The sequence below is a fragment of the Pararhizobium sp. O133 genome (assembly GCF_051669845.1).
Lineage (GTDB): Bacteria > Pseudomonadota > Alphaproteobacteria > Rhizobiales > Rhizobiaceae > Pararhizobium.
In genome coordinates this window covers 479,010-503,166 of the sequence record NZ_CP196426.1, presented here as the reverse complement: position 1 = coordinate 503,166, position 24,157 = coordinate 479,010, and the positions used below count along the sequence as shown (strand labels likewise).

Below are 24,157 nucleotides of genomic sequence, written 5' to 3'. Positions count from 1 at the left end.
AGTCCATTGGGTTAGAATTCCCAAGGCGATATCAACTCAAGACCTGTCGTGCTGAAATCGGAGAGATTACGTGTCGCCAAGCGTCCGCCGTTCACCCGGGCAATGGCGGCAATCATTCCATCCGGAGCGGACATGCCACGTCCTTGCCTGTATGCCGTCCCCATGATGTCACCATAGGCCATTGCCGCTTCTTCAGTCAGGGCGAAGATTCGACCGGAAAAGCGTCTACGCCAATCGTTCAATCCCTGCTCAAGCAGGATCGAACGCTGATCGGGAACAATCTTCTGGATGCCGAAAGCGATCTCGGCGATTGCAACGGATGAGAGGGCGATCTCCGGATCGTGGCGTATCAGCCAGGGAAGAACTGCTTCCGAGGGCTCTTTTCGCAGCGTCTCCGAAATGACATTGGTGTCGAGGAAGATCAAAGCTCAGGCCCGGCATGAGGACGCCGGTTCTCGCCGATAACAGCATCGAGATCGATATCTGTGCCGTAACTACTGGCCAGCCGCTGGTAGAAAACGGCAGCGGGTTCACGGCCCGTTTCGCGGCTTTCATAGAATTCGAGCGCACGCTCGACGATTTCGGCGACAGAACGGTTTTCGCGACGGGCCAAGCGGTGAGCCAGATCGCGGGCTCTGGCGCTACGGACTGACAATTGCGGTTCTGCCATATTTGAAGCTCCCGAGTAGATTCAAATATGGATTGCAAAGACGCTGCCATCAAGATGGCGGTCAGTGTGCCGACAAAGTCATCTTTCCGCGATCCCGGAGGTTATTTGGGACGTCTGAAGCCACCATCCTCTCCGTCATTCCTGTGCTCGTCACAGGAATCCAGTCAGCCCAAGTCATTGAGCTGAAAGAGTCTTTTGACCCGACAGACGTCGGGTCACTGAATCCCCGCCACGAGGGCGAGGATGAGGGAGAGTGGGTTGCCGCATTCTCAAACAATCGGCTTGTGAGTTTGTCAGCAGTCTGACTGTCATCAAGATGGCAGCGTCCTGAGCAACTTTACCCGATCAATGCCTGAAATGGCGCATTCCGGTGAAGACCATGGCGACGCCGGCTTCATCGGCGGCAGCGATGACTTCAGGGTCGCGCATCGAGCCGCCGGGCTGGATGACAGCGGTGGCGCCGGCTGCAATCATCGATAACAGGCCATCGGCGAAGGGCAGGAAGGCTTCCGAGGCGACGGCGGAGCCGCGGGTGAGCGGGGCGGGAAGACCGAGCGTTTTGGCGGCTTCCTCGGCTTTCAGGCCGGCGATACGGGCGGAATCGACGCGGCTCATCTGGCCGGCGCCGATACCGACGGTCTGGCCATCCTTGGCATAGACGACGGCATTGGACTTCACATGCTTGGCGACCTTGAAGGCGAACTTCATGTCTTCCAGTTCCTGCACTGTGGGCGCGCGTTTGGTGACGACCTTCAGTTCCAGGTCCTCGACCATGCCGTTGTCGCGCGTCTGGACCAGCAGACCGCCGGCAACGGTCTTGGCCGACAGACCGGGAATGCGCGGATCGGGCAGGGCGCCGGTGACCAGCAGACGCAGGTTCGGCTTGGCGGCGATGGCGACGCGGGCAGCTTCGCTGACTGAAGGCGCGATGATCACTTCGGTGAACAGCTTGACGATTTCCTGAGCTGTTGCGCCATCGAGTTCCTGGTTCAGCGCAATGATGCCGCCGAAGGCCGAGGTGGAATCGCAGGCCAGCGCCCGCTCATAGGCTTCGAGCAGGGTCGACCCGGTGGCGACGCCGCAGGGGTTGGCATGCTTGATAATGGCAACGGCCGGCGCCTTTTCCGGCAGGAACTCGGCAACGAGTTCGAAGGCGGCGTCGGTGTCGTTGATATTGTTGTAGGAAAGCTGCTTGCCCTGCAGCAGCGTCGCCGTCGCGACGCCCGGACGGTTTTCGCCGGTAAGATAGAATCCGGCTTTCTGGTGCGGATTTTCGCCGTAGCGCATCTCTTCCTTCAGCACGCCGCCGATGGTGCGGTGAAGCGGCATCGGCGTGTCAAGCGCCTCGGCGAACCAGCCGGAGATGGCGGTGTCATAGGCGGCGGTGCGCGCATAGGCCTTGGCGGCCATCTTCTGGCGGAAAGAGAAGGTGGTAGCGGCACCGGCGCCGAGTTCGGCGATCAGGCCGGCATAATCGGAGGCATCGGTGATGATAGTGACATAGGCGTGGTTCTTCGCGGAGGCGCGGATCATCGCCGGACCACCGATATCGATATTCTCGACAGTCGTCGGGTAATCGCCGCCCTTGGCGCGCACATCCTCAAACGGATAGAGATTGATGACGGCGAGATCGATGCCCTTGATGCCATGCGTCGTCATCGCCTCGACATGCTCTTGATCGTCACGGATTGCCAGAAGGCCGCCATGCACACCCGGATGCAGCGTCTTGACCCGGCCATCCATGACTTCCGGAAAACCGGTGATCTCGGACACGTCGGTCACCGGCAGACCGGCATCCGACAGTGCCTTGTGCGTGCCGCCGGTCGAGACGAGATGGATGCCCTTGTCGTGCAGCGCGCGGGCGAGATCAACGATACCGGTCTTGTCAGAAACGGACAGAAGCGCGGTGCGAACGGTGACCTGATCGGGGGCGGGAATTTTCTTGGAGGCGACAGCCATCATCAAGCTCCTTGGGGGCGGCGCCGGATATCGGGGCCGGAAGATGTCCGCCTGCCGTTAACACAGCTTTTCCCGCGAAGAAACCGGGCTCAGCGCCGAGTCCGTGCTGCAGGTGCGATTGTCAGCCTTCGCGGGTGAAAATCCACTGGATTTCCGGTTGCGAAGCGGCGGCGAAGGTGACCGTGATCTGCGAACTCTTGCGCACGCCGGAGGGGTCGGCGAAGAAGATGTCCTCCTCGATCACCACTTCGCTGTCGCGGCAGGTGAACAGCCAGGTTTCGCCATCGGGCGCTGTCAGGTAAATCTCGTGCGGACTGTGCTGGCGCAGCGTGATCGACGGGTGGATGTGAAAGCGCGCTACAGCCGTGGCCGTGTTGGTGTCCGCGGGCTCGGTACCATCCGGCTGGTGCAGTCGATCGCGACCGCGCACCATATTTCCCTGGGCATTGATGCTGAGATCGCGCTCGTGCACCAGACCGAAGGCGCCGGTATAGCCGTCATGGCTGGCGATGATCGCATCCGGCTGGCCCTGACGCTCCTCACGGCGCGCCGCGACCTTCGAGACGCCACCGGTGACAATGGGACCAAGAAACCGCGATTCCGAGAAGCGGCACGACGAACGATCGTTGATCGTTACGGTCGAATGCGCTGCTGTCAGGCGGGCCAGCTGGCGGAATCGTTCGCCGGCGAACTTTGGTGATCCGGAATTGATGACGAAGCGATATCGTCCCGAGGACATTTCGAACGACAGGCAGCCGGCATGGGCCGTGCGCGACAATTCCGCCGACAGCGGCATTCCGGTATCCATGATGATGACGACATTGCCGGTCGCCAGGCGCTCGTACTCGATCAGCGGCAGCGCCTTGAACGCCGCGCCAGCGGTCTCGTCGTAACGCAGGACCGACATCAACTCATTGCCGAGCGTCGAGGTCGCGCCGTTGAACAGAGCCAACTCGCCACCCTGATGGCGGAAGAAACGCAGCGCCGGATACATGCGGTCGATACAGGAAATCAGCCGTTGCGGCACGTCATGGCCAAGATTGACATAGGTCTGGCGTAGCGGCAGCAGGTCGAACAGCAGCTCGAGGCCGGCCCGCGGATTGCGCGAACTGTGGCCACCGTCGGCAAGAATCTGCCGGTCGAGCTCCTGATCGAGATTGCGCGCCGCCTTGCGGATCGTATTTGCCGAGGCCGGCATGGCGACGGAGGCCATGGCGAGCGCGATACGCGCCCTCAGCCGCGCTTCGCCGTCGGGCGTCGTGTCGGTGATGTGCTTGAGGTAGCGCACCTGGAAAGCGAGGCTCTTCAGGAAACGGCGGTAGAACGGATGCTCGGCATTGCGCAGGATGATCGGCGAATGCGACAGCCAGGAAATAATGCGCTGGGCAAGGATATCGGCTTCCCAGGCGATGCCGCCGATAGAGCGGCCATGGGTGGCGATCCAGTCATTGACGATGCTGCGCAGCTGGCCGAGGGATTCCTCGTCCTTGACCGAGCGCATATGGCGCACCCAGCCGAAGGAATGCAGACGGACGCCGAATTCACGCGAGGGCAGGTCGATCTCGAAGGGAGACTCGCCTTCCGTATCCAACGCACGGCCGGCCAGCGGAAAACGCCCCTGCAGGATTTCCTGGGCGACGAAGGGATCGACGGCACGCAGATCGGTCGGGGCGACAATGAGGCGGTCCGGCGCGGTGCCGGCGAAACGCAGCGCGGAATTCCGGCCCAAGGCAAGCCGTCGCGAGAAGCGGCGCCAAGCCTCACGCAGATACAGATAGAGAAGCCTTTGCCGGTCCGAAATCTGCATCATCGACGCCTGCGTCTTCCCCCATTTCCGGACGGGGTCATGCCGCAGGGAAACGGGAATGACGGCTGTCCGTACCAGATACAACTAGGACACCGATCCTGCCTGAAAAGTCATTAAACTTTTATGGATCGTCGCACCATTGTTAGGCAAACGCGGAGAATCCGTCAATTGACGGCCCGAATCTGCCTGTTGATGAACAAAATCTAGGCGTTACGGCGCAGGATGACCGCATAGAAGCCGTCAAGGCCGCCGGCATAACCATCCTCGGGCGCGATCATGGCCGGCGTGGTGCGAAATTCACCCAACGGCGTGATGGCGACTTCAAGTCCCGGCCAATCGGCCGGATCGATCGCCACGCGTTCACAGCCGCCATTGGCAAGAACCCGCTCCACCACCTCTTCACCCTCGCGCTTGTCAAGCGAGCAATTGGAAAAGACCACGACACCGCCCGGCTTGACCAGGGTCAGCGCGTGGCGCAACAGCTTTTCCTGCAACGCGGCCAATTTCTCGATATCTTCAGGCCCCTTGGTCCAGAGCACATCGGGATGACGGCGGATCGTGCCGGTCGAGGAGCAGGGCGCATCGAGCAAGGCCGCATCGAACAGCTCGTCGGTGCGGAAATCGGCCATGTTGATCTCCTGCGTTACCGCATTCAATCCGAGACGGGCAAGATTGCCCTGCAGGCGCTTCAACCGGCTTGCCGACTGGTCGAGCGCGGTGACATCGGCGCCTGCCTGAATCAACTGTGCAGTCTTGCCGCCGGGAGCGGCGCAGAGATCGACGACACGCTTGCCATCCAGGGAGCCGAACAGCCGGGCGGGAAGGGCGGCGGCTGCGTCCTGCACCCACCATTCGCCATCCTCGAAACCTTCAAGTGTCGGCACGGCGCCGGAAAATGCGGCGAGCCGCACGGAACCCGTCGGCAACAGGCGGCCGTTCAGTTTCCCCGCCCAGCCTTCGGCATCCGATTTCACCGTCAGGTCGATGGCGGCAGGGGTCAGCAAGGCGTCGGCAATACGGGCCGCTTCCTCGGCGCCGTAATAGGCGACCAGCCGCTTGTGGAACCAGGCGGGAATGGCCGGGATTTTGGCGCCGACAGTCTCGATCAGCTCCTGTTTCTCGCGCGACATGCGGCGCAGAACGGCATTCACGAGACTGGCAAAGCGCCGGTTGCGCGGATCAATCTGCGCCTGCTCGACCGCGAGATCGACAGCCGAATGATCGGGAATATCAAGATAAAGAATTTGCGCGGCGGCGACCGTTAACACGTGATCAAGTGCCCGCGCGCCTGCCGGCAACGGATTTTGCAGTAGCGAGCCGATTATTGCCTCGATACGCGGCAACTGGCGCAGCGCCGAATTGAGGATCGCGCGAACCAGCGCGCGGTCCGCCTCGTTCAGTTCACGATAGACCGGATTGCCATTGTTGGCATCGAGCATGCCATCCAGCGACGTCTTGCGGTCAATGACGGCGGCCAGCATCTTGGCGGCTGCCTGGCGAGCCCGGATTCCGGGCTTTTCACTGCGCTGGATGGCCGTGGTATCTGCACCTTGTTCCCCTCGGCGGGGTACGCGGCGGTTTCGTTTCGGATGCGAAGCGTTCTTGTCGTCGTCGGATGTCAAGACCAGGGACCTTTCGGTGGTTCGGAACCACCGCGACCCCAGCCTGTCGGCGGCACGGAGCGCGATTTGCGCCCCGGATTATCAGCCCTGACCGGCGGCGTCGAGACCGACTGCATCTCTCGCGCCATCTGTTCAAGCGCGGCAATGCGGTTTTCGGTGGCCGGATGGGTGGAAAACAGGTTGTCCATGCGCTCGCCGGACAGTGGATTGATGATGAACATATGGGCCGTTGCCGGATTGCGCTCGGCATCGTCGTTCGGCACCTGATGGGAAAAGTTCGAGATCTTGGCCAGCGCCGAGGCAAGCGCCAGCGGCTTGCCGCAGATTTCGGCGCCACCCCGGTCGGCGGAATATTCGCGTGTCCGGCTAATCGCCATCTGAACGATGGCTGCTGCAAGCGGCGCGACGATCATTGCCACGAGCACGCCGATGAAGCCGAGCGGATTGTTGTTTTCACGGTTTCCGCCGAAGAAGAAAGCAAAATTGCCGAGCATCGAGATCGCACCGGCCAGCGTCGCCGTCAGTGTCATGGTCAACGTATCGCGGTTCTGCACATGCGCCAGTTCATGGGCCATGACGCCAGCGACCTCGTCATAATTCAGAGCATGCAGAAGACCCGTCGAGGCTGCAACGGCGGCATTTTCAGGATTGCGGCCGGTAGCGAAGGCGTTCGGCTGTGGATTGTCGATCACATAGACCTTGGGCATCGGCAGGCCGGCATTGTGCGCCATATCCCGGACAATGCCATAATATTCAGGCGCCGAGCGCTCATCGACCTCCTGAGCGCGGTACATGCGCAGCACCATCTTGTCGGAATTCCAGTAGGAGAAGAAATTCATGCCGGCAGCGATCACCAGTGCGATCATCATACCGCCTCTGCCGCCGATCAAGAATCCGACCGCCATGAACAATGCGGTCATAAAGGCCAGAAGCATCGCGGTGCGCATCAGATTCATCAATCGGTCTCCCAAATCTGCCAGCGTTTCACGTGAATCATGGTTTCGCCAGCACGCGAGTTTCCTATATGATGGTGACCGACGGCTGTTTCTTCAACTTTTTACCGGAAATTCGCATGCTGAACGATAATGATAATCAACAAGTCGAGCCGCGCAAGCCATTGACACCGGCCGCCAAACGCGCCCTTGCCGAGGCGGAAGAACGCCGGCGGACACAGAAGCCAGCGGAACTACCCGAGGAACTGGGCGGACGCGGCGGCGCCGAACCCTCTCGGTTTGGCGACTGGGAGATCAATGGTCGCGCCATCGATTTTTAAGGAAATAATTCCTGTTGTCTTTGCGTCGTGATCGGTATATTTTCCTAATCATAATGTTTTGCACTCGTCCCCACCTCTTCGCAACCCTGTTGGCTCTTTCGATGGCCGGGCAAGCACTTGCCTTTGAATCTAGCCGGCGCATGGAAATCGCAGGGCCAGTGAGCGCTGAGATCATCCGCGTTATTGACGGCGACACGATCCTGGTCGCGGCGCGGCCCTGGCCGCAGCAGACGATGGAAGTCTTTGTGCGCCTGCGCGGCATCGACGCCCCGGAACTGAAGTCTTCCTGTGCCGCGACGCGCGATGCCGGAAGGCAAGCGCGGGAAGCCCTGACCGACCTGATCAGAGACCAACCGGAGATCCAGCTTTTCCATATTTCCGGTGACAAATATTTCGGCCGGGTCCTCGCCGATATCAGCTTTTCTGACGGACGGAATCCGGCTCAGGAAATGCTGTCGGCGGGTTATGTCAGGCCCTATGGGGGCGGACGGAAGTCGAAGGAATGTGCGTCGTCGTTCTGGTGACGTGAACTCTCGCTCTTGGGAGGTTGGAGAATCGCAGAGTGCAAGCGGACGATGGACAGGTCGGAAGGAGCAAACCGGATTATCAACGCGCGGATGCTATGAGATGTTCAACGCTTGACGTAACTGTCCGTTCGCTTGGTAGCATCCAAGATCGCCGTCATTCCTGTGCTTGTCACAGGAATCCAGCCAGCCCAAGTCGTTGGGCTGAAAGAGTCTTTTGACCCGACGGACGTCGGGTCGCTGGATCCCCGCCACGAGGGCGAGGAGGACGGAGACTGGAGCAGCATATCTAGGTCCTTCGGTCCCTCATCCGCCCTTCGGGCACCTTTTCCCCGGCAGGGAGAAAGGGAAATCGACCTACTTCTTGTTCTGCCGGTTCGCGATCAGATCATCGACGACAGCCGGATCGGCAAGCGTCGAGGTATCGCCGAGCGCGCCAAAATCATCCTCGGCGATCTTGCGCAGAATGCGACGCATGATCTTGCCGGAGCGGGTTTTCGGCAGACTGGGGGCGAACTGGATCTTGTCGGGCGAGGCGATCGGGCCGATTTCCTTGCGGACATGGGTGATCAGGTCCTTGCGCAGGTCGTCCGTCGGCTCGACGCCGCTCATGAGCGTGACATAGGAATAAATCCCCTGGCCCTTGATGTCATGGGGATAGCCGACGACAGCCGCTTCCGAGACATCGTGATGCGACACGAGCGCCGATTCCACTTCCGCCGTTCCGAGCCGATGGCCGGAGACGTTCAGCACGTCATCAACGCGGCCGGTAATCCAGTAATAGCCGTCCTCGTCGCGGCGGCAGCCGTCGCCGGTGAAGTATTTGCCCTTATAGGTCGAGAAATAGGTCTGGATGAAGCGCTCGTGGTCACCATAGACGGTGCGCATCTGGCCGGGCCAGCTGTCGGCGATGCAGAGATTGCCGTCAGCCACCCCTTCCAGCACCTTGCCTTCCGCATCCACCAGTTCCGGCTTGACACCGAAGAACGGCACGGTTGCCGAACCCGGCTTGAGATCGATGGCGCCCGGCAGCGGCGTGATCATATGGCCGCCGGTTTCCGTTTGCCACCAGGTATCGACGATCGGGCTGCGGGCATCGCCGACAACATGGTAATACCATTCCCACGCCTCCGGATTGATCGGCTCACCGACTGTGCCGAGCAGCCGGAGCGAGGAGCGCGACGAGCGCTTCACATAGTCGTCGCCGGCGCCCATCAACGAGCGGAGCGCCGTCGGCGCCGTGTAGAAGATGTTGACCTTGTGCTTGTCGACGACCTCCCAGAAACGACCGGCATCGGGGAAGGTCGGGATACCCTCGAACATGACCGTGGTGGCGCAATTGGCAAGCGGGCCGTAGACGATATAGGAATGGCCGGTGACCCAGCCGACATCGGCGGTACACCAGTAGATGTCGCCGTCATGATAATCGAAGACATATTCGTGCGTCATCGCGGTCCACACGAGATAACCGCCCGTCGTGTGCAGCACGCCCTTCGGCTTGCCGGTCGAGCCGGACGTATAGAGGATGAACAGCGGATCCTCGGCTTTCATCTTGGCCGGCTCGCAATGCGCTTTCACGCTCTGCACTTCTTGATGATACCAGAGGTCGCGGCCCGTCGCCCAGCGGGTCTTGCCGCCGGTGCGACGCACCACCAGGACATTCTTGACATGGACGTGATTGCGCGCGGCGATATCGATCGCGGCATCGGTGTTTTCCTTGAGCGGCACGGGCTTGCCGCCGCGCAGGCCCTCGTCGCAGGTGATGACGAAGGTCGATTCGCAATCGATGATGCGGCCGGCCAGCGCTTCCGGCGAGAAGCCGCCGAACACGACGGAATGCACCGCGCCGATGCGCGAACAGGCCAGCATCGCATAGGCCGTTTCCGGGATCATCGGCATGTAGATGGTGACGCGGTCGCCCTTCTTGACGCCGTGCTTCTTCAGCACGTTGGCCAGCCGGCAGACATGCTCGTAAAGCTCGTTATAGGTGATCTTCTTGTCGATATAGGGATTGTCGCCTTCCCAGATGATCGCCACCTGGTCGCCGTGCTTCTTCAGGTGCCGGTCGATGCAGTTATAGGAAACGTTGGTCTGGCCGTCCTCGAACCACTTGATCGAGACCTTGCCCTTGAAGGAGGTGTTCTTGACCTTGGTATAGGGCTTGAACCAGTCGATGCGCTTGCCGTGCTTGCCCCAGAACTTGTCGGGGTCCTCGATACTGTCGCGATACCAGTTCTGGTATTTCTGATTGTCGATGAGCGCGCGATCGCGCGCCGATTTCAAGACCGGATACACCTTGGACGACATTGATTTCCTCCCTGCGCAGGCAGTTCCGAGCGGCACATCTCCCCGTGCACGCCCTCTTCGGGCGCATACATATCAGGTCAAGGCACCGCGTCCATTAGACAAAAGGTCATTTCATCGAGAAGAATTGCATTTCTGAGACGACAAGGGTATAGAGGCGCTAATTTCCCGGAAATGAGTGGTTACACCCCACGGCCCGCGACACCGGCGCGGACGGACAGAAGGACTATATCCATGGCTCAACAACTGCTTATGCCCAAAGCGACGGCCGTATGGCTTGTTGACAACACTGCCCTGTCGTTCGAGCAGATCGCCACGTTCTGCAAGCTGCACCCACTCGAAGTGAAGGCCATCGCCGACGGTGAATCCGCGCAGGGCATCAAGGGCCTCGACCCGATCGGCACCGGTCAGCTGTCGCGCGACGAAATCGCCCGCGCCGAAGGCAACCCGAACCACAAGCTGAAGCTTTCCGAGCCGAAAGTGCGCGTTCCCGACAGTAAGCGCAAGGGTCCGCGCTACACCCCGGTTTCCAAGCGTCAGGATCGTCCGAACGCCATTCTCTGGCTGGTTCGCAATCATGCCGAATTGAAGGATGCCCAGATCTCGCGTCTCGTCGGCACCACCAAGTCGACGATCGAGCAGATCCGCGACCGCACCCACTGGAACTCGACCAACCTGACGGCGATGGACCCGGTCACGCTTGGCCTCTGCACGCAGATCGATCTCGACCTTGAAGTCGAACGCGCCAACAAGGGCCGCCCGTTGCCGACCGCCGCCGAGCTCGGCGCGACGCTCGAAGCCTCGCGCGAGACCGAGAAGCTGCCTTTCTCCTACGAACGCGAAGAGGAAAAGGAAATCGACGCCGATGCTGTCTTCTCCAAGCTCAAGGCGCTCAAGTCCGACCGCAAGGATGAAGACGAAGACGACGCCTACTGATTGGAGCGCATCGTTCCCACGCAAAAACCGGATCGGCTGATCCGGTTTTTTTATGCCTAAAAGCTGAATCAGTAGGCGGAGCCTTCGCCCGCATCCAGCCGGTGCCGCTCCGTGCCCTTGAGCGGCGGATTGAAGATGCTGACAAGGATCAGATCCTCGTCCTTGCCGCCCCGCAGGTAGTGCTTGTCGTTCTTGTCGAGCACGTAGATATCGCCGGGAACGATCGAAAAAACATTTCCAGCCATGTCCTCGACCTCGCCCCTGCCGGCGATACAATAACAGGCCTCAAGATGGTTGCGGTATTCGAGCAGCGAGGTCGTATTGGCCCTCACGACCGTGTGGCAGACCGTGAAACCCATTCTATCACGCTCGGTCAGCAGACGGTGGCTGGTGCCGCTGCCCCATTCGACGAAATGGCTGGTTTCCTCGACCTCAGCGAGATTGCGAACGAACATAGCTAGACCTTCCTCAAGGAAAATTTGACGTTTTAGATGGCGGCAGTTGATCACCGCTTCCAATTGCACGGTATCTCTTGATTTCCTCACCCGAACAAATGATCCTTTCTCACCGTAGAGGTGAGGAAAACTTGACCATGTTGCCATCGCTGAGCGCCCTGCGTGTGCTGGAAGCCGCCGCCCGTTTCAACAGCTTTTCCCGGGCAGCCGACGAATTGCATGTGACGCATGCCGCCGTCAGCCACCAGATCCGGCTGCTCGAGGACTGGTTCGGCCGGCCGCTGTTCGTGCGCGAAAAGCGTAGCGTGCGGCTGGTGCCCGAGGCGGCCGCGCTCGCCCAGACGCTCTCCGTGTCGCTTGCCCGGATCGAGGCGGAGGCACAGGCATTCCGGTTGAAGACAACCGGCGAGCTGACAGTCGCCTGTATCGCCTCGATCGCGACGCGCTGGCTAATTCCGGCACTAGCCGATTTCCTGGCGCTGCATCCGGATATCAATGTGCGTGTGGTCTATGCCATGGCCGAACAGCAGTTCAGCGATGCCGATTGCGACGTGCTGATTACGCTCGGCGAAGACAAGCGGGAGGGCAGGGAATGCGTCCGGCTGTTTTCCCGCGCCAACCGGCCGGTCGCCAGTCCGATCTATCTGGAACGTCGCGGGCGGCCCGACACGGCTGAGGAGATCGCCTTGGCCGATCTTCTGCATGATGAAACGCCGGAGCGCTGGCTAAACTGGTGCCGCATGGCTGGTCTTCAGCCAGACAAGGCGCCGCGCGGACCCGTGTTCCCGGATTTCAATCTGCTCGCCACCGCCGTGATTGCCGGCCACGGCATCGCGCTCTGCCCGACGGAGGTTTTTCGCCGCGAAATCGACCGGGGCGACCTCGTGATTCTCTCCGATATCGAGACATTGGGCAACGAAGGCTATTTCCTGATCACCGCCAGACCGGCAAGCCAAGCGGCACAGCAGTTTTGCGACTGGTTTTCATCCGTCACCCGGTGCGAGACAGAATCCGGCTAAAGAGATCATGTGCCGATGCCGCGTTCGTGCAAGGCAGCGGTGATTTCATCGAGCACCACGGGATCGTCGATCGTCGCCGGCATCTTCCAGCTTTCCTTGTCGACAATCTTCTGCATGGTGCCGCGCAGGATTTTGCCGGAGCGGGTCTTGGGCAGCCGTTTGACGCAGATTGCGGTCTTGAAAGCGGCGACTGGGCCGATTCTTTCACGCACCAGCGCCACGACCTCTTGTTCGATCTCGGTTGTTTCACGGGAAACATTCGCATTGATGACCAGAAAACCGACGGGAAGCTGACCCTTGATCGGATCGGCGATGCCAATGACCGCACATTCGGCGACATCGGCATGGCTGGCGCAGACCTCCTCCATCGACCCCGTGGACAGGCGATGGCCGGCAACATTGATGATGTCGTCGGTGCGCGACATGATGAAGATATAGCCGTCCTGATCGATATAACCGGCATCGGCGGTGCGGTAGTAGCCGGGAAATTCGGCAAGGCAGGCTTGACGGAAGCGCTCGTCGGCATTCCAGAAAGTCGGTAGGCAGCCGGGCGGCATCGGCAGCTTGATGACGACATTGCCGAGCGTGCCCGGCCCAACGGGATGACCGGCATCGTCGAGCACCTGAACGTCGTAGCCGGGCAATGGCACCGCAGCCGAACCATGTTTCACTGGCAGTAATTCCAGCCCGATCGGATTTCCGGCGACCGGCCAACCCGTTTCCGTCTGCCACCAGTTATCAATGACGGGAACAACGAGCTTCTGCTCCGCCCAGGTGAGCGTGTCGGGATCCGCCCGCTCGCCGGCGAGAAACAGGGCGCGGAGTTTCGACAGGTCGTATTTATCCATCAGCGCACCTTCCGGATCCTCCTTGCGGATGGCGCGGAAGGCAGTCGGCGCGGTGAAGAGAGTGACGACGCCGTGCTGTTCGATAACGCGCCAATAGGCGCCCGCATCCGGCGTGCCAACCGGCTTTCCCTCGTAGAGAATGGACGTGCTGCCGTTGAGCAGCGGCCCGTAAACGATGTAGCAGTGACCGACGACCCAGCCGATATCCGACGCCGCCCAAAACACCTCTCCCGGCTTGATGCCGAAAAAATGCTGCATCGACCACTTCAGCGCGACCATATGGCCGCCATTGTCGCGCACTACACCCTTGGGTTGGCCGGTCGTGCCGGACGTGTAGAGGATATAGAGCGGATCGGTCGCCAACACCGGCGTGCAGGGAACCTCTTCGCCGCGCTGTTTGGCGGATTGGACGGCGGCGGCGAAATCGATGTCCTGGCCGGGCCGCATCTCTGCTTGCAGCATCTCCCGCTGAAACAACAGACAGTGCGCTGGCTTATGTGCACTCAGATCGATCGCCGCATCGAGCAGCGGCTTGTAGGCGATACTGCGGCCGCCCTCGATACCGCAACTCGCCGATACGATCAGTTTCGCCTCGCTATCGGCGATGCGTGTCGCGAGCTCGTTTGCCGCGAAGCCTCCGAAGACAACGGAATGGACGGCGCCGATGCGGGCCGCGGCCAGCATGGCAAACACCGCCTGCGGGATCATCGGCATATAGATGATGATCCGGTCGCCCTTGCCAATCCCCAGTTCGCGATAGACGGCCGCGACGGCGATGACCTCGTCCAGAATGGCGCGGTAGGACCAATGCTCGACGGTGCCGGTGACCGGGCTGTCATAGATGAGCGCCGTCTGGTCGGCGCGGCCGATGGCAACCTGACGGTCGAGACAATTGTAGCAGGTGTTGGTCTCGCCGCCGGGAAACCAGTGGCCGTAAACACCAAGAGCCGGATCGAACACCCGATCAAACGGCTTGAACCAGTCAATGTCCCGCGATGCCTCGGCCCAAAACGCTTCGGGATTCCGTTTCCACGCACCATAAACCTCGGAATAGCTGCCCGCCATAGCCGTTTCCTCCACTCCCATACCGGACAAGCCGGCCTCCGCCGGGAAGCATAGGAGATTGTGCGGAAACAGAGAAGCCAGACGAAAGGCTCAGCGAGTTCCGAAAATCGCGGACCCGACGCGCACGCTCGTCGCGCCAAACTGGACGGCCGTTTCGAAATCGCCCGACATGCCCATGGACAGCTTATCGAGCCCGCAGCGTTCGGCGAGCTTGGCCAGCAACGCGAAATGCGGACCGGGATTCTCATCCGCCGGCGGGATGCACATCAGGCCTTCCACCGGAATGCCGATCTCGTTGCGGCAGAGCGTCACGAAAGCCACCGTCTCGTCCGGTACTATACCGGCCTTTTGCGGCTCGAGGCCGGTATTGACCTGGACATAGAGGCGGACGGGTTTTCCCTGGCGGGTGATCTCGGTGGCGATCGCCCGGGCAATCTTTTCCCGGTCGATGGTTTCGATGACATCGAACAGGGCCACGGCATCCGCCGCCTTGTTGGACTGCAACGGACCGATCAGGTGAAGTTCGAGATCCGGCGTCTCCGCCTTCAGTTCGGGCCATTTGCCTTGCGCTTCCTGAACCCGGTTTTCGCCGAAGATGCGCTGTCCGGCATTGATGGCCGGGCGAATGTCCTCGGCATCGAAAGTTTTCGATACCGCCACGAGCGCCACGCTGCCGGCCTCGCGCCCGTAATGGGTTTCGCTGTCTTGAATCCGGCTCAGGACATCGTTCAACTGCTCTTCAACGCTCATCGCCGTCTTCTCCGTCCGTGGCCGCATATCCGGCGCAATACCCAAACAAACTCAAGCTGCCAACCGGCAATCCGCCAAACGGCCTTCAAACGTCTAAAGTTTTTGCCGCAAAGCCTTCGAAAACTTGACGCTACGCTTGTTTCATGGTGAAGGTCACGCCAAATATCGGAGGGGTTGATTTCCCCTCGCACACATTTTCCGGAACATCGATCATATGGCTACCGAACGTTACAATCCGCGCGATGCTGAACCCCGCTGGCAACAGGAATGGGACCAGAAGAACGTCTTCACGACTGACAACAGCGACCCACGTGAAAAATATTACGTGCTCGAAATGTTCCCCTATCCGTCGGGCCGAATTCATATGGGCCATGTCCGCAACTACGCAATGGGCGACGTCGTGGCTCGCTACAAGCGCGCGCGCGGTTACAACGTCCTGCATCCGATGGGCTGGGATGCCTTCGGCATGCCGGCGGAAAACGCCGCCATGGAGCGCGGCGTACACCCAGCCGCCTGGACCTACCAGAACATTGCCTCGATGAAGGCGCAACTGAAGGTGATGGGCCTGTCGCTCGACTGGTCGCGCGAATTCGCCACCTGCGATGTCGACTATTACCAGCACCAGCAGCACCTGTTCCTGGACTTCCTGGAAAAGGGCCTGGTCTACCGCAAGCAGTCGAAGGTCAACTGGGACCCGGTCGATAATACCGTACTGGCCAATGAACAGGTGATCGACGGTCGCGGCTGGCGCTCCGGCGCGCTGGTCGAACAGCGTGAACTGACGCAGTGGTTCTTCCGCATCACCGATTTCAACCAGGATCTGCTCGATTCGCTGGACAGGCTGGACCAGTGGCCGGAAAAGGTCCGGCTGATGCAGAAGAACTGGATCGGCCGCTCCGAAGGCCTGACGATCCGCTGGGAAATCGTTCCGGGCACTGCCGATGCGACCGAGGTCGCCGTCTATACGACGCGCCCCGACACGCTATTTGGCGCCTCGTTCCTGGCCATCGCCGCAGACCATCCACTGGCGCGCCAGGCCGCTGCCGGCAATGCCGAGATCGAAGTCTTCTGCGATGAAACCCGGCGCGCCGGCACCTCGCTGGCAGCGCTGGAAACGGCCGAAAAGAAAGGCATCGACACTGGCATCCGCGTCAAGCATCCACTCGATGCGAGCTGGGAATTGCCGGTCTATGTCGCAAACTTCGTGCTGATGGACTATGGCACCGGCGCCATCTTCGGCTGCCCGTCCGGCGACCAGCGTGACCTCGACTTCGCCCGCAAATACGACCTGCCGGTCGTTGCCGTGGTCATGCCGAAGGATGGCGATGCGGCGAGCTTCATCATTGGCAACGAAGCCTATGTCGGCGACGGCGTGATGATCAATTCGCGCCATCTCGACGGCCTGACGATCGAGGATGCCTTTGAAAAGGTCGCCTCGACGTTGGAGCAGACCACGCTCGGCAATGCGCCGCAAGCGGAGCGCAAGGTGAATTTCCGCCTGCGCGACTGGGGTATTTCGCGCCAGCGCTACTGGGGCTGCCCGATCCCGGTCATCCATTGCGATGATTGCGGCGTCGTTCCCGTGCCGAAGGCGGACCTTCCGGTCAAGCTGCCCGACGATGTCACCTTCGACAAGCCGGGCAATCCGCTCGACCGTCATCCGACGTGGCGCAATGTATCCTGCCCACATTGCGGCAAGGATGCCCGGCGTGAAACCGACACGATGGACACGTTCGTCGATTCGTCCTGGTACTTCGCTCGCTTCACCGCGCCCTGGGAAAAGACACCGACCGACCGGACGGCCGTCGATCGCTGGTTGCCCGTCGACCAATATATCGGCGGCATCGAGCACGCGATCCTGCATTTGCTCTATTCGCGCTTCTTTACCCGGGCAATGAAAGCCACAGGTCATGCCGGACTGGACGAGCCCTTCAAGGGCCTGTTCACCCAGGGCATGGTGGTGCACGAGACTTACAGCCGCGGCGAGGGCGCCCAGCGCGAATGGGTCACACCGGCGGAGATCACCATCGTCGAGATCGACGGCAAACGTCAGGCCACCTTGATCGAAACCGGCGAGCCGATTGCCATCGGCTCGATCGAGAAGATGTCGAAGTCGAAGAAAAATGTCGTCGATCCCGATGACATCATCGCTTCCTACGGCGCCGACACGGCTCGCTTCTTCGTCCTGTCGGACTCGCCGCCGGATCGCGACGTCATCTGGTCGGAAGCCGGCGTCGAAGGTGCGCATCGCTTCGTCCAGCGGCTGTGGCGGCTGATCTCGGAAGGCTCCCCGGTGCTGAAGGGCGCGGAAGCGGCACCCGCCTCGAGCGGAGCAGCCCTTGCGATCTCCCAGTTCGCCCACAAGACGCTGAAGGCTGTTCAGGCGGACTATGACAAGCTCGCCTTCAATAAGGCCGTGGCGCATCTCTACGAGCTCGTGAATGCTCTTGCCGGTCCGTTGGGCCAAGTTGCTGCCGGCACGGCCGATCAGCCAACGATCGCCGCTGTCAAGGACGCCGCGACAATCCTGATCAATCTCTTAGCCCCGATGATGCCGCATCTCGCCGAGCAGTGCTGGCAGGAAATCGGCGGAAGCGGTCTTGTCGCCCAAAGCGCTTGGCCGGTCTATGGCGAGGCGCTGGTGGCCGAAAACGACGTCACCATGCCGGTCCAGATCAACGGCAAGAAGCGTGCGGATTTGACAATTGCGCGCGATGCGGATCAGACTGCGATCGAGGCCGCCGTCTTGGCCCTCGACCCCGTCAAGGCCGCTCTGGGTGGCCAAAGCCCGAAGAAAATCATCGTCGTGCCGCAGAGGATCGTGAATGTCGTTGTCTGAAAAAGCTCAAAGATCCGCACGGCTTCTGGCGCTCGGCACGTTCGCGCTGCTTGCAGGCTGCCAGGTCAAGCCGCTTTATTCCGACGGCGCGCAGGGCAAGGCCGGAACGGCGCTGGCGTCGATCGAGATCTCGGAGGCCGGTGACCGCGTCGAGCAACTCGTGCGCAACGACCTGATCTTTTTGACGTCTGGCGGGGCAGGCGAACCGGCCAGTGCCCAGTACAAGCTGGCGCTCACCGTCACCAGTGACGTCAAGGGCGTGCTCTACGATCAGGAATCGGATACGGCGGGCGCCGGACGCGTTGTCGTCATGGCCGACTACAATCTGACACGATCCGATACCGGTGAAACCGTACGCTCCGGCAATCGCAGCGCGGTGGCGCTGGTCGACTTCCCGGAACAGGAATTCGCCAAGGTTCGCGCCACGCGCGACGCTGAAAAACGCGCCGCGAAGGAACTTGCCGAAATCATCCGCGCCGACCTCGCGGCCGCTGTTGGCCGCTGAACAGAGCTGGGCTGGTTCCAGCTCTCACTGTACATAGCCGGTCGATCTTCGTCCGTCGGGTAGACGGGCAGAATTTATCTGGCCGGCTATCGGAAGTCGTGGCACTGTTTCCTCGCCTCCGCTATCCAACCGCGTTCGCCGGCGCGAAACAGGTCATCTTCATCGAGAGGGCTCTTCATGACAGAGATCAAGTCGCATGAATTTGACGGCTTCCTACAGCGCCCATTGCGAGATCATCGTCTCTACCTGATCTATGGGCCGGACCGTGGCCTTGTCTCCGAGCGTGCCGCACAGATTGCCGCCAAGAGCGGTGTCAGTCTGGATGACCCGTTTTCGCTTATCAAGCTGGATGGGTCAGACCTGCAGCAGAGCCCGGGACGGCTTCTCGACGAGGTCAACACGATTGGTCTGTTCGGGGGTGAAAAGCTCGTCTGGTTACGCATCTCCGGCACGGAAAAAAACCTGATCGATAGTTTCACCGTTCTTTCCCAGCATCCGCCCGAGGCAAGCTATGTCATCATCGAAGCGGGCGATCTGAAAAAGGGGACGGGGCTGCGCAAGCTCGCTGAAACCGCGCGGTCCGCGATCGCTGTTGCCTGCTACAGCGACGATGCGCGCGCAGTGAATGCGCTAATCGACCAAGAACTTAGCCAAGAGAATCTCAGGATTTCGCCGGCTGCGCGCGAACGGCTGAACGAAGCCCTGGGCGGCGATCGCATCGCCTCCCGCAACGAAATCCGCAAGCTGGCGCTCTATTGCCGCGGCATGGGCGTGATCGAAGAAGAGCATGTGATGGAGATCGTCGGGGATGCCAGCGCCGTTTCCGTCGACGATGCGATCGACGCCGTGTTGAAGGGCGATGCCGACGGGCTGCAGCATGCGATCCGCAAGATCACAGCGTCGAAGACCGCCATCTTTCTCGTTCTCCAGGCCTGCCTGAAACAATTTCAGCTGTTGGACCTGATGCGGTCGGAAATGGACGACAAGCGCCAGCAACCGTCACAGGTGGTGGCGACGCTTGGACGCCATCTGCATTTCCGCCGCAAGCCGCTGATCGAATCAGCCCTGAGAACGTGGACCCTACCGGCAATCCGGCGCGAACTCGGCCGGCTTCAAACCGCCATCTTCCATAGCCGCGCGCGACAAAGCCTGGAAGACAGTATCGCCATGCAGATCCTACTGGCGATCACACTCCAATCGGCCCGAAAATAAGTCTTTGATTTATAACTGAAACTACATCGTTACGCTGGCGAATCGGTCTATCGGCGCTCCAGCAGGCGGCAAATCTCCTCCAACTGATCGAGCGTCTTGTAGGAAATTCGCAGTTGACCGCCGGATGCCTTGTGGTTCACGGTGACGTCGAGACCAAGACTGTCCGACAGCGTGCGCTCTAGCGCCAGCGTATCGGCATCCTTCTCTTCCTTTTGAATGGGCTTGCCATAGTTCGGATCATTCTGGGAACGAATATCGTTCTGCGCCAGGCGCTCGGTATCACGCACCGACAGACCTTTGCTGATAATCGAGCGGGCAAGGCTCACCGGATCCGATGTCGGGATCAGGGCACGAGCATGGCCGGCCGACAACGTTCCGGAAGACAGCATATCGCGAACCGGTTCCGGAAGCTTCAGTAGCCGTAGACTGTTTGCGACGTGACTGCGGCTCTTGCCGATGATTTCGCCGAGATCGTTCTGGGTATAGCCGTGTTCGGCGATGAGCTGGTCGTAACCGAGTGCTTCTTCAAGCGGATTGAGATCGGAACGCTGTACGTTTTCAACGATCGCGATTTCCAAAGCGGTTCGGTCGTCAACATCACGGACGATCACCGGGATATCTGTAAAACCAGCCAGCTGCGCTGCGCGCCAGCGGCGTTCGCCAGCGATAATCTCGTAGCGCTCGTCCGCGATGGTGCGCACGACGACGGGTTGGACGATGCCATGTTGACGGATGGAATTCGCTAAATCCTGCAGTTCCGCCTCATCGAAGGATCGACGCGGATTGCGCGGGTTGCGGGTGACGAATTCGATTGGAATCCGCCGGTCGGCGTTGACCGGAGCAACGGACCCGGAGGCCTGCGGCGGCTGATCCATTTCACCGATCAGAGCTGCCAGACCGCGGCCCAGTCTGCGTCTTGAACTGTCGTCATTCATCGGCTGCACTCACACTTATCGTTACGATGTCGAATCGATCGCCATCAGGCAGCCTTTCGCTGCCTTTCACGCTGGATCACTTCCGAAGCCAATTGCAGATAAGCCTGGCTACCGGCGCATTTCAGATCATAGAGGATTGCCGGCTTGCCATAGGACGGCGCTTCGGAGACGCGCACATTGCGCGGGATCAGCGTATGATAGACTTTCTCCCCCAGATGGGTCCGAACATCATTGACGACCTGCTGGGCGAGATTATTACGGGAATCGAACATGGTCAGCACGATACCCTGAATATCAAGCGTCGGGTTCACCGACCGGCGCACTTGATCAACCGTCTCCAGAAGCTGACTCAAGCCCTCTAGTGCGAAAAACTCGCACTGGAGCGGTACAAGTACGGAATGGGCGGCTGCCATCGCGTTCATGGTCAACAGGTTGAACGAGGGCGGGCAATCGACCAGGACATAGGAATAGGCAAGAGCTTCCGGCGAGGCCAACGCCTTACGCAGCCGGAAGACACGATCAGCGTTTTGCGAAATTTCCATCTCGACCCCCAATAAGTCCATGGTCGAGGGAACGATGGCTAGGTTGGGTACGACCGTATCCTGGACTATATCAGCCACCGTATGGGTGCCAATCATCAATTCATAGGAGGAGAGTTTTCGATCCCTGCGCTGGATACCAAGACCGGTGCTGGCATTGCCTTGGGGATCGAGATCGACGATCAGGACCTTCTCACCGATCGCTGCTAAAGCGGTTGCGAGGTTAATCGCTGTCGTCGTCTTGCCAACGCCACCCTTTTGGTTGGCGATGGTAATGATCCGGTTCTTCTTTTCGCCTGTCATGCCCACAGTCCGCCGCTATTGAATTTTCCGCGAAAGATTTGCGATTTCGAGAACAACAGAATCCGGCTCGACTACGCTGGTATGGTTTATCAGATCAAACTGAAAGCGGCCAACGGCTTTGTCGACTTCCTGCTGATAATCCCGGCCTTTGTGGAAAAATGCAGACGGTTTTCCGGCGGCCGTCATCCACGGCGCGCAATATTCCAGCAACAGGGGAAGCTCAGCGAGCGCCCGCGCCGAGATTGCATCGCAGAAAGGGATAACAGCAGGTGCGGATTCGATTCGAATTGGATGCACGGAGCCGCGAGCGCCGGTTTCATTCAGCGCAACACGCAAGAAAGCGGCCTTCTTGTTGTTGCTTTCGACAAGATGAACCCAGCCATCGTTCAGCTCAGCGAGAAAGATAGCGGTGATGACCCCAGGAAAACCGCCGCCGCTGCCTAAATCCACCCATCGTTTTGGGCCCGGGAATAGCTGATAGATTTGCGCGCTATCGGCGATATGGCGTTGCCATACGTCCCCCAGGGTCGAGGGCGCAACAAGATTGATGGATTTGGCCCACTTTTGAAACAGGGCGCAGAAATAATCGAGCCTTTCCGACGTTTCACGTGAAACACGCAATCCGTTCAGCTCTCGGGAAGGACTCGCAATCATTGAATCGCCTGTCTTGTGTGCGCAACTGGAGCGCGGTCATTCTTCCGTATATACGCAAGAATCAGAGATATTGCCGACGGAGTGATGCCGTCAACTTTCATTGCCTGTGCAAGGTTGCGCGGTTTGGCAGCGATCAACTTTTGCTTCAGCTCGTTTGAGAGGCCGGACAGTGACTGGAAATCAAAGTCCTCCGCTATCATCCGGTTTTCCTCGCGTTGGACGCCGGCAATATCAGCGGCCTGGCGCTCCATATAAACGGCATAGGTGGCATCAATCTCAAGAGTCTCGGCCAACTTCGAATTCATCTCCGCGAGTTGAGGCCAGACCACGCTAAGCGACTGAATGGAATGTTCTGAATAGGAGAGAAGCTCGAATGCGGAGCGGCGCTGTCCATCGAGGTTTAGCTTTAGCCCATAAGCACGGCCTTCACTTGGAGTCAGGGTCAGCGACTTCAGATGCTCGCGATTTACGTTGATATCGTCGACCCAACTCAGGAACTTCTGTGACCGCCTCGCCGAGACACAGCCGAGCTTTATCGCCTCGGGTGTCAGTCGAAGGTCGGCATTGTCTGCTCGAAGCGAGAGGCGATATTCCGCGCGGGATGTGAACATCCGATAGGGTTCAGCGACACCGCGCGATGTCAGGTCATCGATCATCACACCGATATAGGAATTCGTGCGGCTGAAAATATACGGCTTACTCCCGGCGCAAAGCAATGCGGCGTTCAGACCGGCGACAAGCCCCTGGGCACCGGCTTCTTCGTAACCGGTTGTCCCATTAATCTGGCCCGCGAGGAACAGCCCGGGAATCTTGCGCACTTCCAGAGACGTCGATAGTTCGCGCGGATCGACGTGATCATACTCGATCGCATAACCTGGCTGCAGAATAGAGACAGTCTCAAGGCCTGGGATGGTCTGGATGAAGGCTTGCTGCACATCGGCCGGTAGCGAGGTCGAGATGCCGTTGGGGTAAACCGTGCCATCGTCCAGTCCTTCAGGCTCCAAGAAAATCTGATGGCCGTCGCGCTCACCAAACTTGACGATCTTGTCCTCGATCGACGGGCAATAGCGTGGACCGACGCCTTCGATCTGGCCGGAATACATAGCTGACTTGCCGAGATTGTCCGAGATAATCTTATGTGTCGCCTCCGTTGTGCGGGTGACGCCGCATTCGATTTGGCGATTCACGATGCGCTCGGTCATGAACGAGAAAGGAACGGGATCTTCATCGGCGCCTTGGCGCCCGACCACCGACCAATTGATTGTCTTACCGTCGAGGCGGGCCGGCGTTCCTGTCTTGAGGCGACCGAGCTTCAAACCAAACCGTTCGAGCGTTCCTGAAAGACCGAGCGAGGGCTCCTCCCCGACACGGCCGGCCGGAATTTTACGATCACCGATGTGAATCAGGCCGCGCAGGAAGGTCCCGGTGGTCAAAACGACGGCACCAGCCGAGATCGTGAGACCCGAGGCAAGGATGACGCCGCTCACGCGGCTGTTGTCGATGGTCAAATCGAAAGCATCGCCTTCGATGACATCGAGATTCCGAACCGATTGGATTTCCGCCTGCATCGCCAAGCGGTACAGTTTTCGGTCTGCCTGGCTACGAGGGCCGCGTACAGCCGGCCCTTTCTTCCGGTTGAGCAAACGAAACTGAATACCTGCAGCGTCGGCAACCCGTCCCATCAAACCATCCATCGCATCGATTTCGCGAACGAGATGACCTTTTCCCAATCCGCCAATGGCAGGATTGCAAGACATGACGCCGATCGTTTCGCGCTTGTGCGTGACGAGCGCGGTTTTCGCGCCAAGCCGCGCGGCGGCGCTGGCAGCTTCGCAACCCGCATGTCCGCCACCAATCACAATGACATCGTAATCAATCATACCAAACCGTCTCCATCACGGTAGTTCCGTAGCCGAATCGTTTCACGTGAAACACGTG

Annotated in this window: 21 protein-coding genes; 7 read left to right on the top strand and 14 right to left on the bottom strand. The window is 59.9% G+C overall.

Features of this window, described 5'->3' with window-relative positions; all coding sequences use genetic code 11:
* Positions 1-11 precede the first annotated feature (11 nt).
* The 6 genes from ACST81_RS02365 to htpX all read right to left on the bottom strand — a co-directional run bounded on the left by ACST81_RS02365 (position 12) and on the right by htpX (position 7,014).
* On the bottom strand, positions 12-425 hold the full coding sequence (locus ACST81_RS02365) for a type II toxin-antitoxin system VapC family toxin (protein ID WP_438751201.1): 414 nt from the start codon (positions 423-425) through the stop codon (positions 12-14).
* The gene (locus ACST81_RS02360) at positions 422-670 is read right to left on the bottom strand and encodes a plasmid stabilization protein (protein WP_082477853.1); all 249 of its coding nucleotides are present in this window, start codon (positions 668-670) and stop codon (positions 422-424) included. The genes ACST81_RS02365 and ACST81_RS02360 overlap by 4 nt, the downstream gene beginning before the upstream one ends.
* Positions 671-1,015: 345 nt before the next feature.
* Positions 1,016-2,629 (bottom strand): bifunctional phosphoribosylaminoimidazolecarboxamide formyltransferase/IMP cyclohydrolase, encoded by a 1,614-nt coding sequence (purH, locus tag ACST81_RS02355; protein WP_438753343.1) that lies wholly within the window; start codon positions 2,627-2,629, stop codon positions 1,016-1,018.
* A 121-nt stretch (positions 2,630-2,750) separates the two neighbouring features.
* Entirely contained in the window at positions 2,751-4,436 is a 1,686-nt protein-coding gene (locus tag ACST81_RS02350; RefSeq protein WP_438753340.1) for a heparinase II/III family protein, read from the bottom strand.
* A gap of 203 nt (positions 4,437-4,639) precedes the next feature.
* Positions 4,640-6,058, bottom strand: a complete 1,419-nt coding sequence (locus ACST81_RS02345; RefSeq protein ID WP_438751200.1) for an RsmB/NOP family class I SAM-dependent RNA methyltransferase — start codon at positions 6,056-6,058, stop codon at positions 4,640-4,642.
* Positions 6,055-7,014, bottom strand: a complete 960-nt coding sequence (gene htpX / locus ACST81_RS02340) for a zinc metalloprotease HtpX (RefSeq protein ID WP_438751199.1) — start codon at positions 7,012-7,014, stop codon at positions 6,055-6,057. Before htpX ends, ACST81_RS02345 begins: the two co-directional genes overlap by 4 nt.
* A gap of 68 nt (positions 7,015-7,082) precedes the next feature.
* On the opposite strand from htpX, the gene ACST81_RS02335 reads away from it, so the two are divergent.
* Positions 7,083-7,331: a DUF1674 domain-containing protein gene (locus ACST81_RS02335; RefSeq protein WP_438751198.1), complete on the top strand. Its 249-nt coding sequence runs from the start codon at positions 7,083-7,085 to the stop codon at positions 7,329-7,331.
* A 101-nt stretch (positions 7,332-7,432) separates the two neighbouring features.
* Positions 7,433-7,855 carry a thermonuclease family protein gene (locus ACST81_RS02330; protein ID WP_438751197.1) on the top strand — a complete coding sequence of 141 codons (423 nt, stop codon included), beginning with the start codon at positions 7,433-7,435 and terminating at the stop codon, positions 7,853-7,855.
* 357 nt (positions 7,856-8,212) lie between these two features.
* On the opposite strand, the gene acs is transcribed toward ACST81_RS02330, so the two are convergent.
* A complete protein-coding gene (gene acs / locus ACST81_RS02325) occupies positions 8,213-10,162 on the bottom strand; it encodes an acetate--CoA ligase (RefSeq protein WP_438751196.1) in 1,950 nt (649 codons plus the stop codon).
* A gap of 231 nt (positions 10,163-10,393) precedes the next feature.
* Between acs and ACST81_RS02320 the strand changes: the two genes are divergently transcribed.
* On the top strand, positions 10,394-11,095 hold the full coding sequence (locus ACST81_RS02320) for a DUF1013 domain-containing protein (RefSeq protein ID WP_438751195.1): 702 nt from the start codon (positions 10,394-10,396) through the stop codon (positions 11,093-11,095).
* Positions 11,096-11,163: 68 nt separating this feature from the next.
* Here ACST81_RS02320 and ACST81_RS02315 read toward each other — a convergent pair whose 3' ends face one another.
* The gene (locus ACST81_RS02315; RefSeq protein WP_438751194.1) at positions 11,164-11,550 is read right to left on the bottom strand and encodes an ectoine synthase; all 387 of its coding nucleotides are present in this window, start codon (positions 11,548-11,550) and stop codon (positions 11,164-11,166) included.
* Positions 11,551-11,687: 137 nt separating this feature from the next.
* On the opposite strand from ACST81_RS02315, the gene ACST81_RS02310 reads away from it, so the two are divergent.
* Positions 11,688-12,569 carry a LysR substrate-binding domain-containing protein gene (locus ACST81_RS02310; protein ID WP_438751193.1) on the top strand — a complete coding sequence of 294 codons (882 nt, stop codon included), beginning with the start codon at positions 11,688-11,690 and terminating at the stop codon, positions 12,567-12,569.
* 5 nt (positions 12,570-12,574) lie between these two features.
* On the opposite strand, the gene ACST81_RS02305 is transcribed toward ACST81_RS02310, so the two are convergent.
* Entirely contained in the window at positions 12,575-14,482 is a 1,908-nt protein-coding gene (locus ACST81_RS02305) for a propionyl-CoA synthetase (RefSeq protein WP_438751192.1), read from the bottom strand.
* A gap of 90 nt (positions 14,483-14,572) precedes the next feature.
* On the bottom strand, positions 14,573-15,232 hold the full coding sequence (locus ACST81_RS02300) for a YggS family pyridoxal phosphate-dependent enzyme (RefSeq protein WP_438751191.1): 660 nt from the start codon (positions 15,230-15,232) through the stop codon (positions 14,573-14,575).
* 214 nt (positions 15,233-15,446) lie between these two features.
* Here ACST81_RS02300 and leuS point away from each other — a divergent pair, with 214 nt between their 5' ends.
* The 3 genes from leuS to holA all read left to right on the top strand — a co-directional run bounded on the left by leuS (position 15,447) and on the right by holA (position 19,788).
* Positions 15,447-18,071, top strand: a complete 2,625-nt coding sequence (gene leuS / locus ACST81_RS02295) for a leucine--tRNA ligase (RefSeq protein WP_438751190.1) — start codon at positions 15,447-15,449, stop codon at positions 18,069-18,071.
* Positions 18,058-18,576, top strand: coding sequence for an LPS assembly lipoprotein LptE (gene lptE, locus ACST81_RS02290; protein WP_438751189.1), 519 nt, complete (start codon positions 18,058-18,060; stop codon positions 18,574-18,576). The genes leuS and lptE overlap by 14 nt, the downstream gene beginning before the upstream one ends.
* Before the next feature lie 177 nt (positions 18,577-18,753).
* Entirely contained in the window at positions 18,754-19,788 is a 1,035-nt protein-coding gene (gene holA / locus ACST81_RS02285) for a DNA polymerase III subunit delta (protein ID WP_438751188.1), read from the top strand.
* A 47-nt stretch (positions 19,789-19,835) separates the two neighbouring features.
* On the opposite strand, the gene ACST81_RS02280 is transcribed toward holA, so the two are convergent.
* From ACST81_RS02280 to mnmG, 4 genes are read right to left on the bottom strand one after another with little or no spacing between them, the layout of a single operon-like run.
* Positions 19,836-20,723, bottom strand: coding sequence for a ParB/RepB/Spo0J family partition protein (locus ACST81_RS02280; protein ID WP_438751186.1), 888 nt, complete (start codon positions 20,721-20,723; stop codon positions 19,836-19,838).
* Positions 20,724-20,767: 44 nt separating this feature from the next.
* Positions 20,768-21,565, bottom strand: coding sequence for a ParA family protein (locus ACST81_RS02275; RefSeq protein ID WP_438751185.1), 798 nt, complete (start codon positions 21,563-21,565; stop codon positions 20,768-20,770).
* Positions 21,566-21,580: 15 nt separating this feature from the next.
* Positions 21,581-22,219 carry a 16S rRNA (guanine(527)-N(7))-methyltransferase RsmG gene (gene rsmG / locus ACST81_RS02270; RefSeq protein WP_438751184.1) on the bottom strand — a complete coding sequence of 213 codons (639 nt, stop codon included), beginning with the start codon at positions 22,217-22,219 and terminating at the stop codon, positions 21,581-21,583.
* Complete coding sequence (gene mnmG, locus ACST81_RS02265; protein WP_438751183.1) at positions 22,216-24,099, bottom strand: tRNA uridine-5-carboxymethylaminomethyl(34) synthesis enzyme MnmG; 1,884 nt, start codon at positions 24,097-24,099, stop codon at positions 22,216-22,218. Before mnmG ends, rsmG begins: the two co-directional genes overlap by 4 nt.
* Between the last annotated feature and the right edge of the window lie 58 nt (positions 24,100-24,157).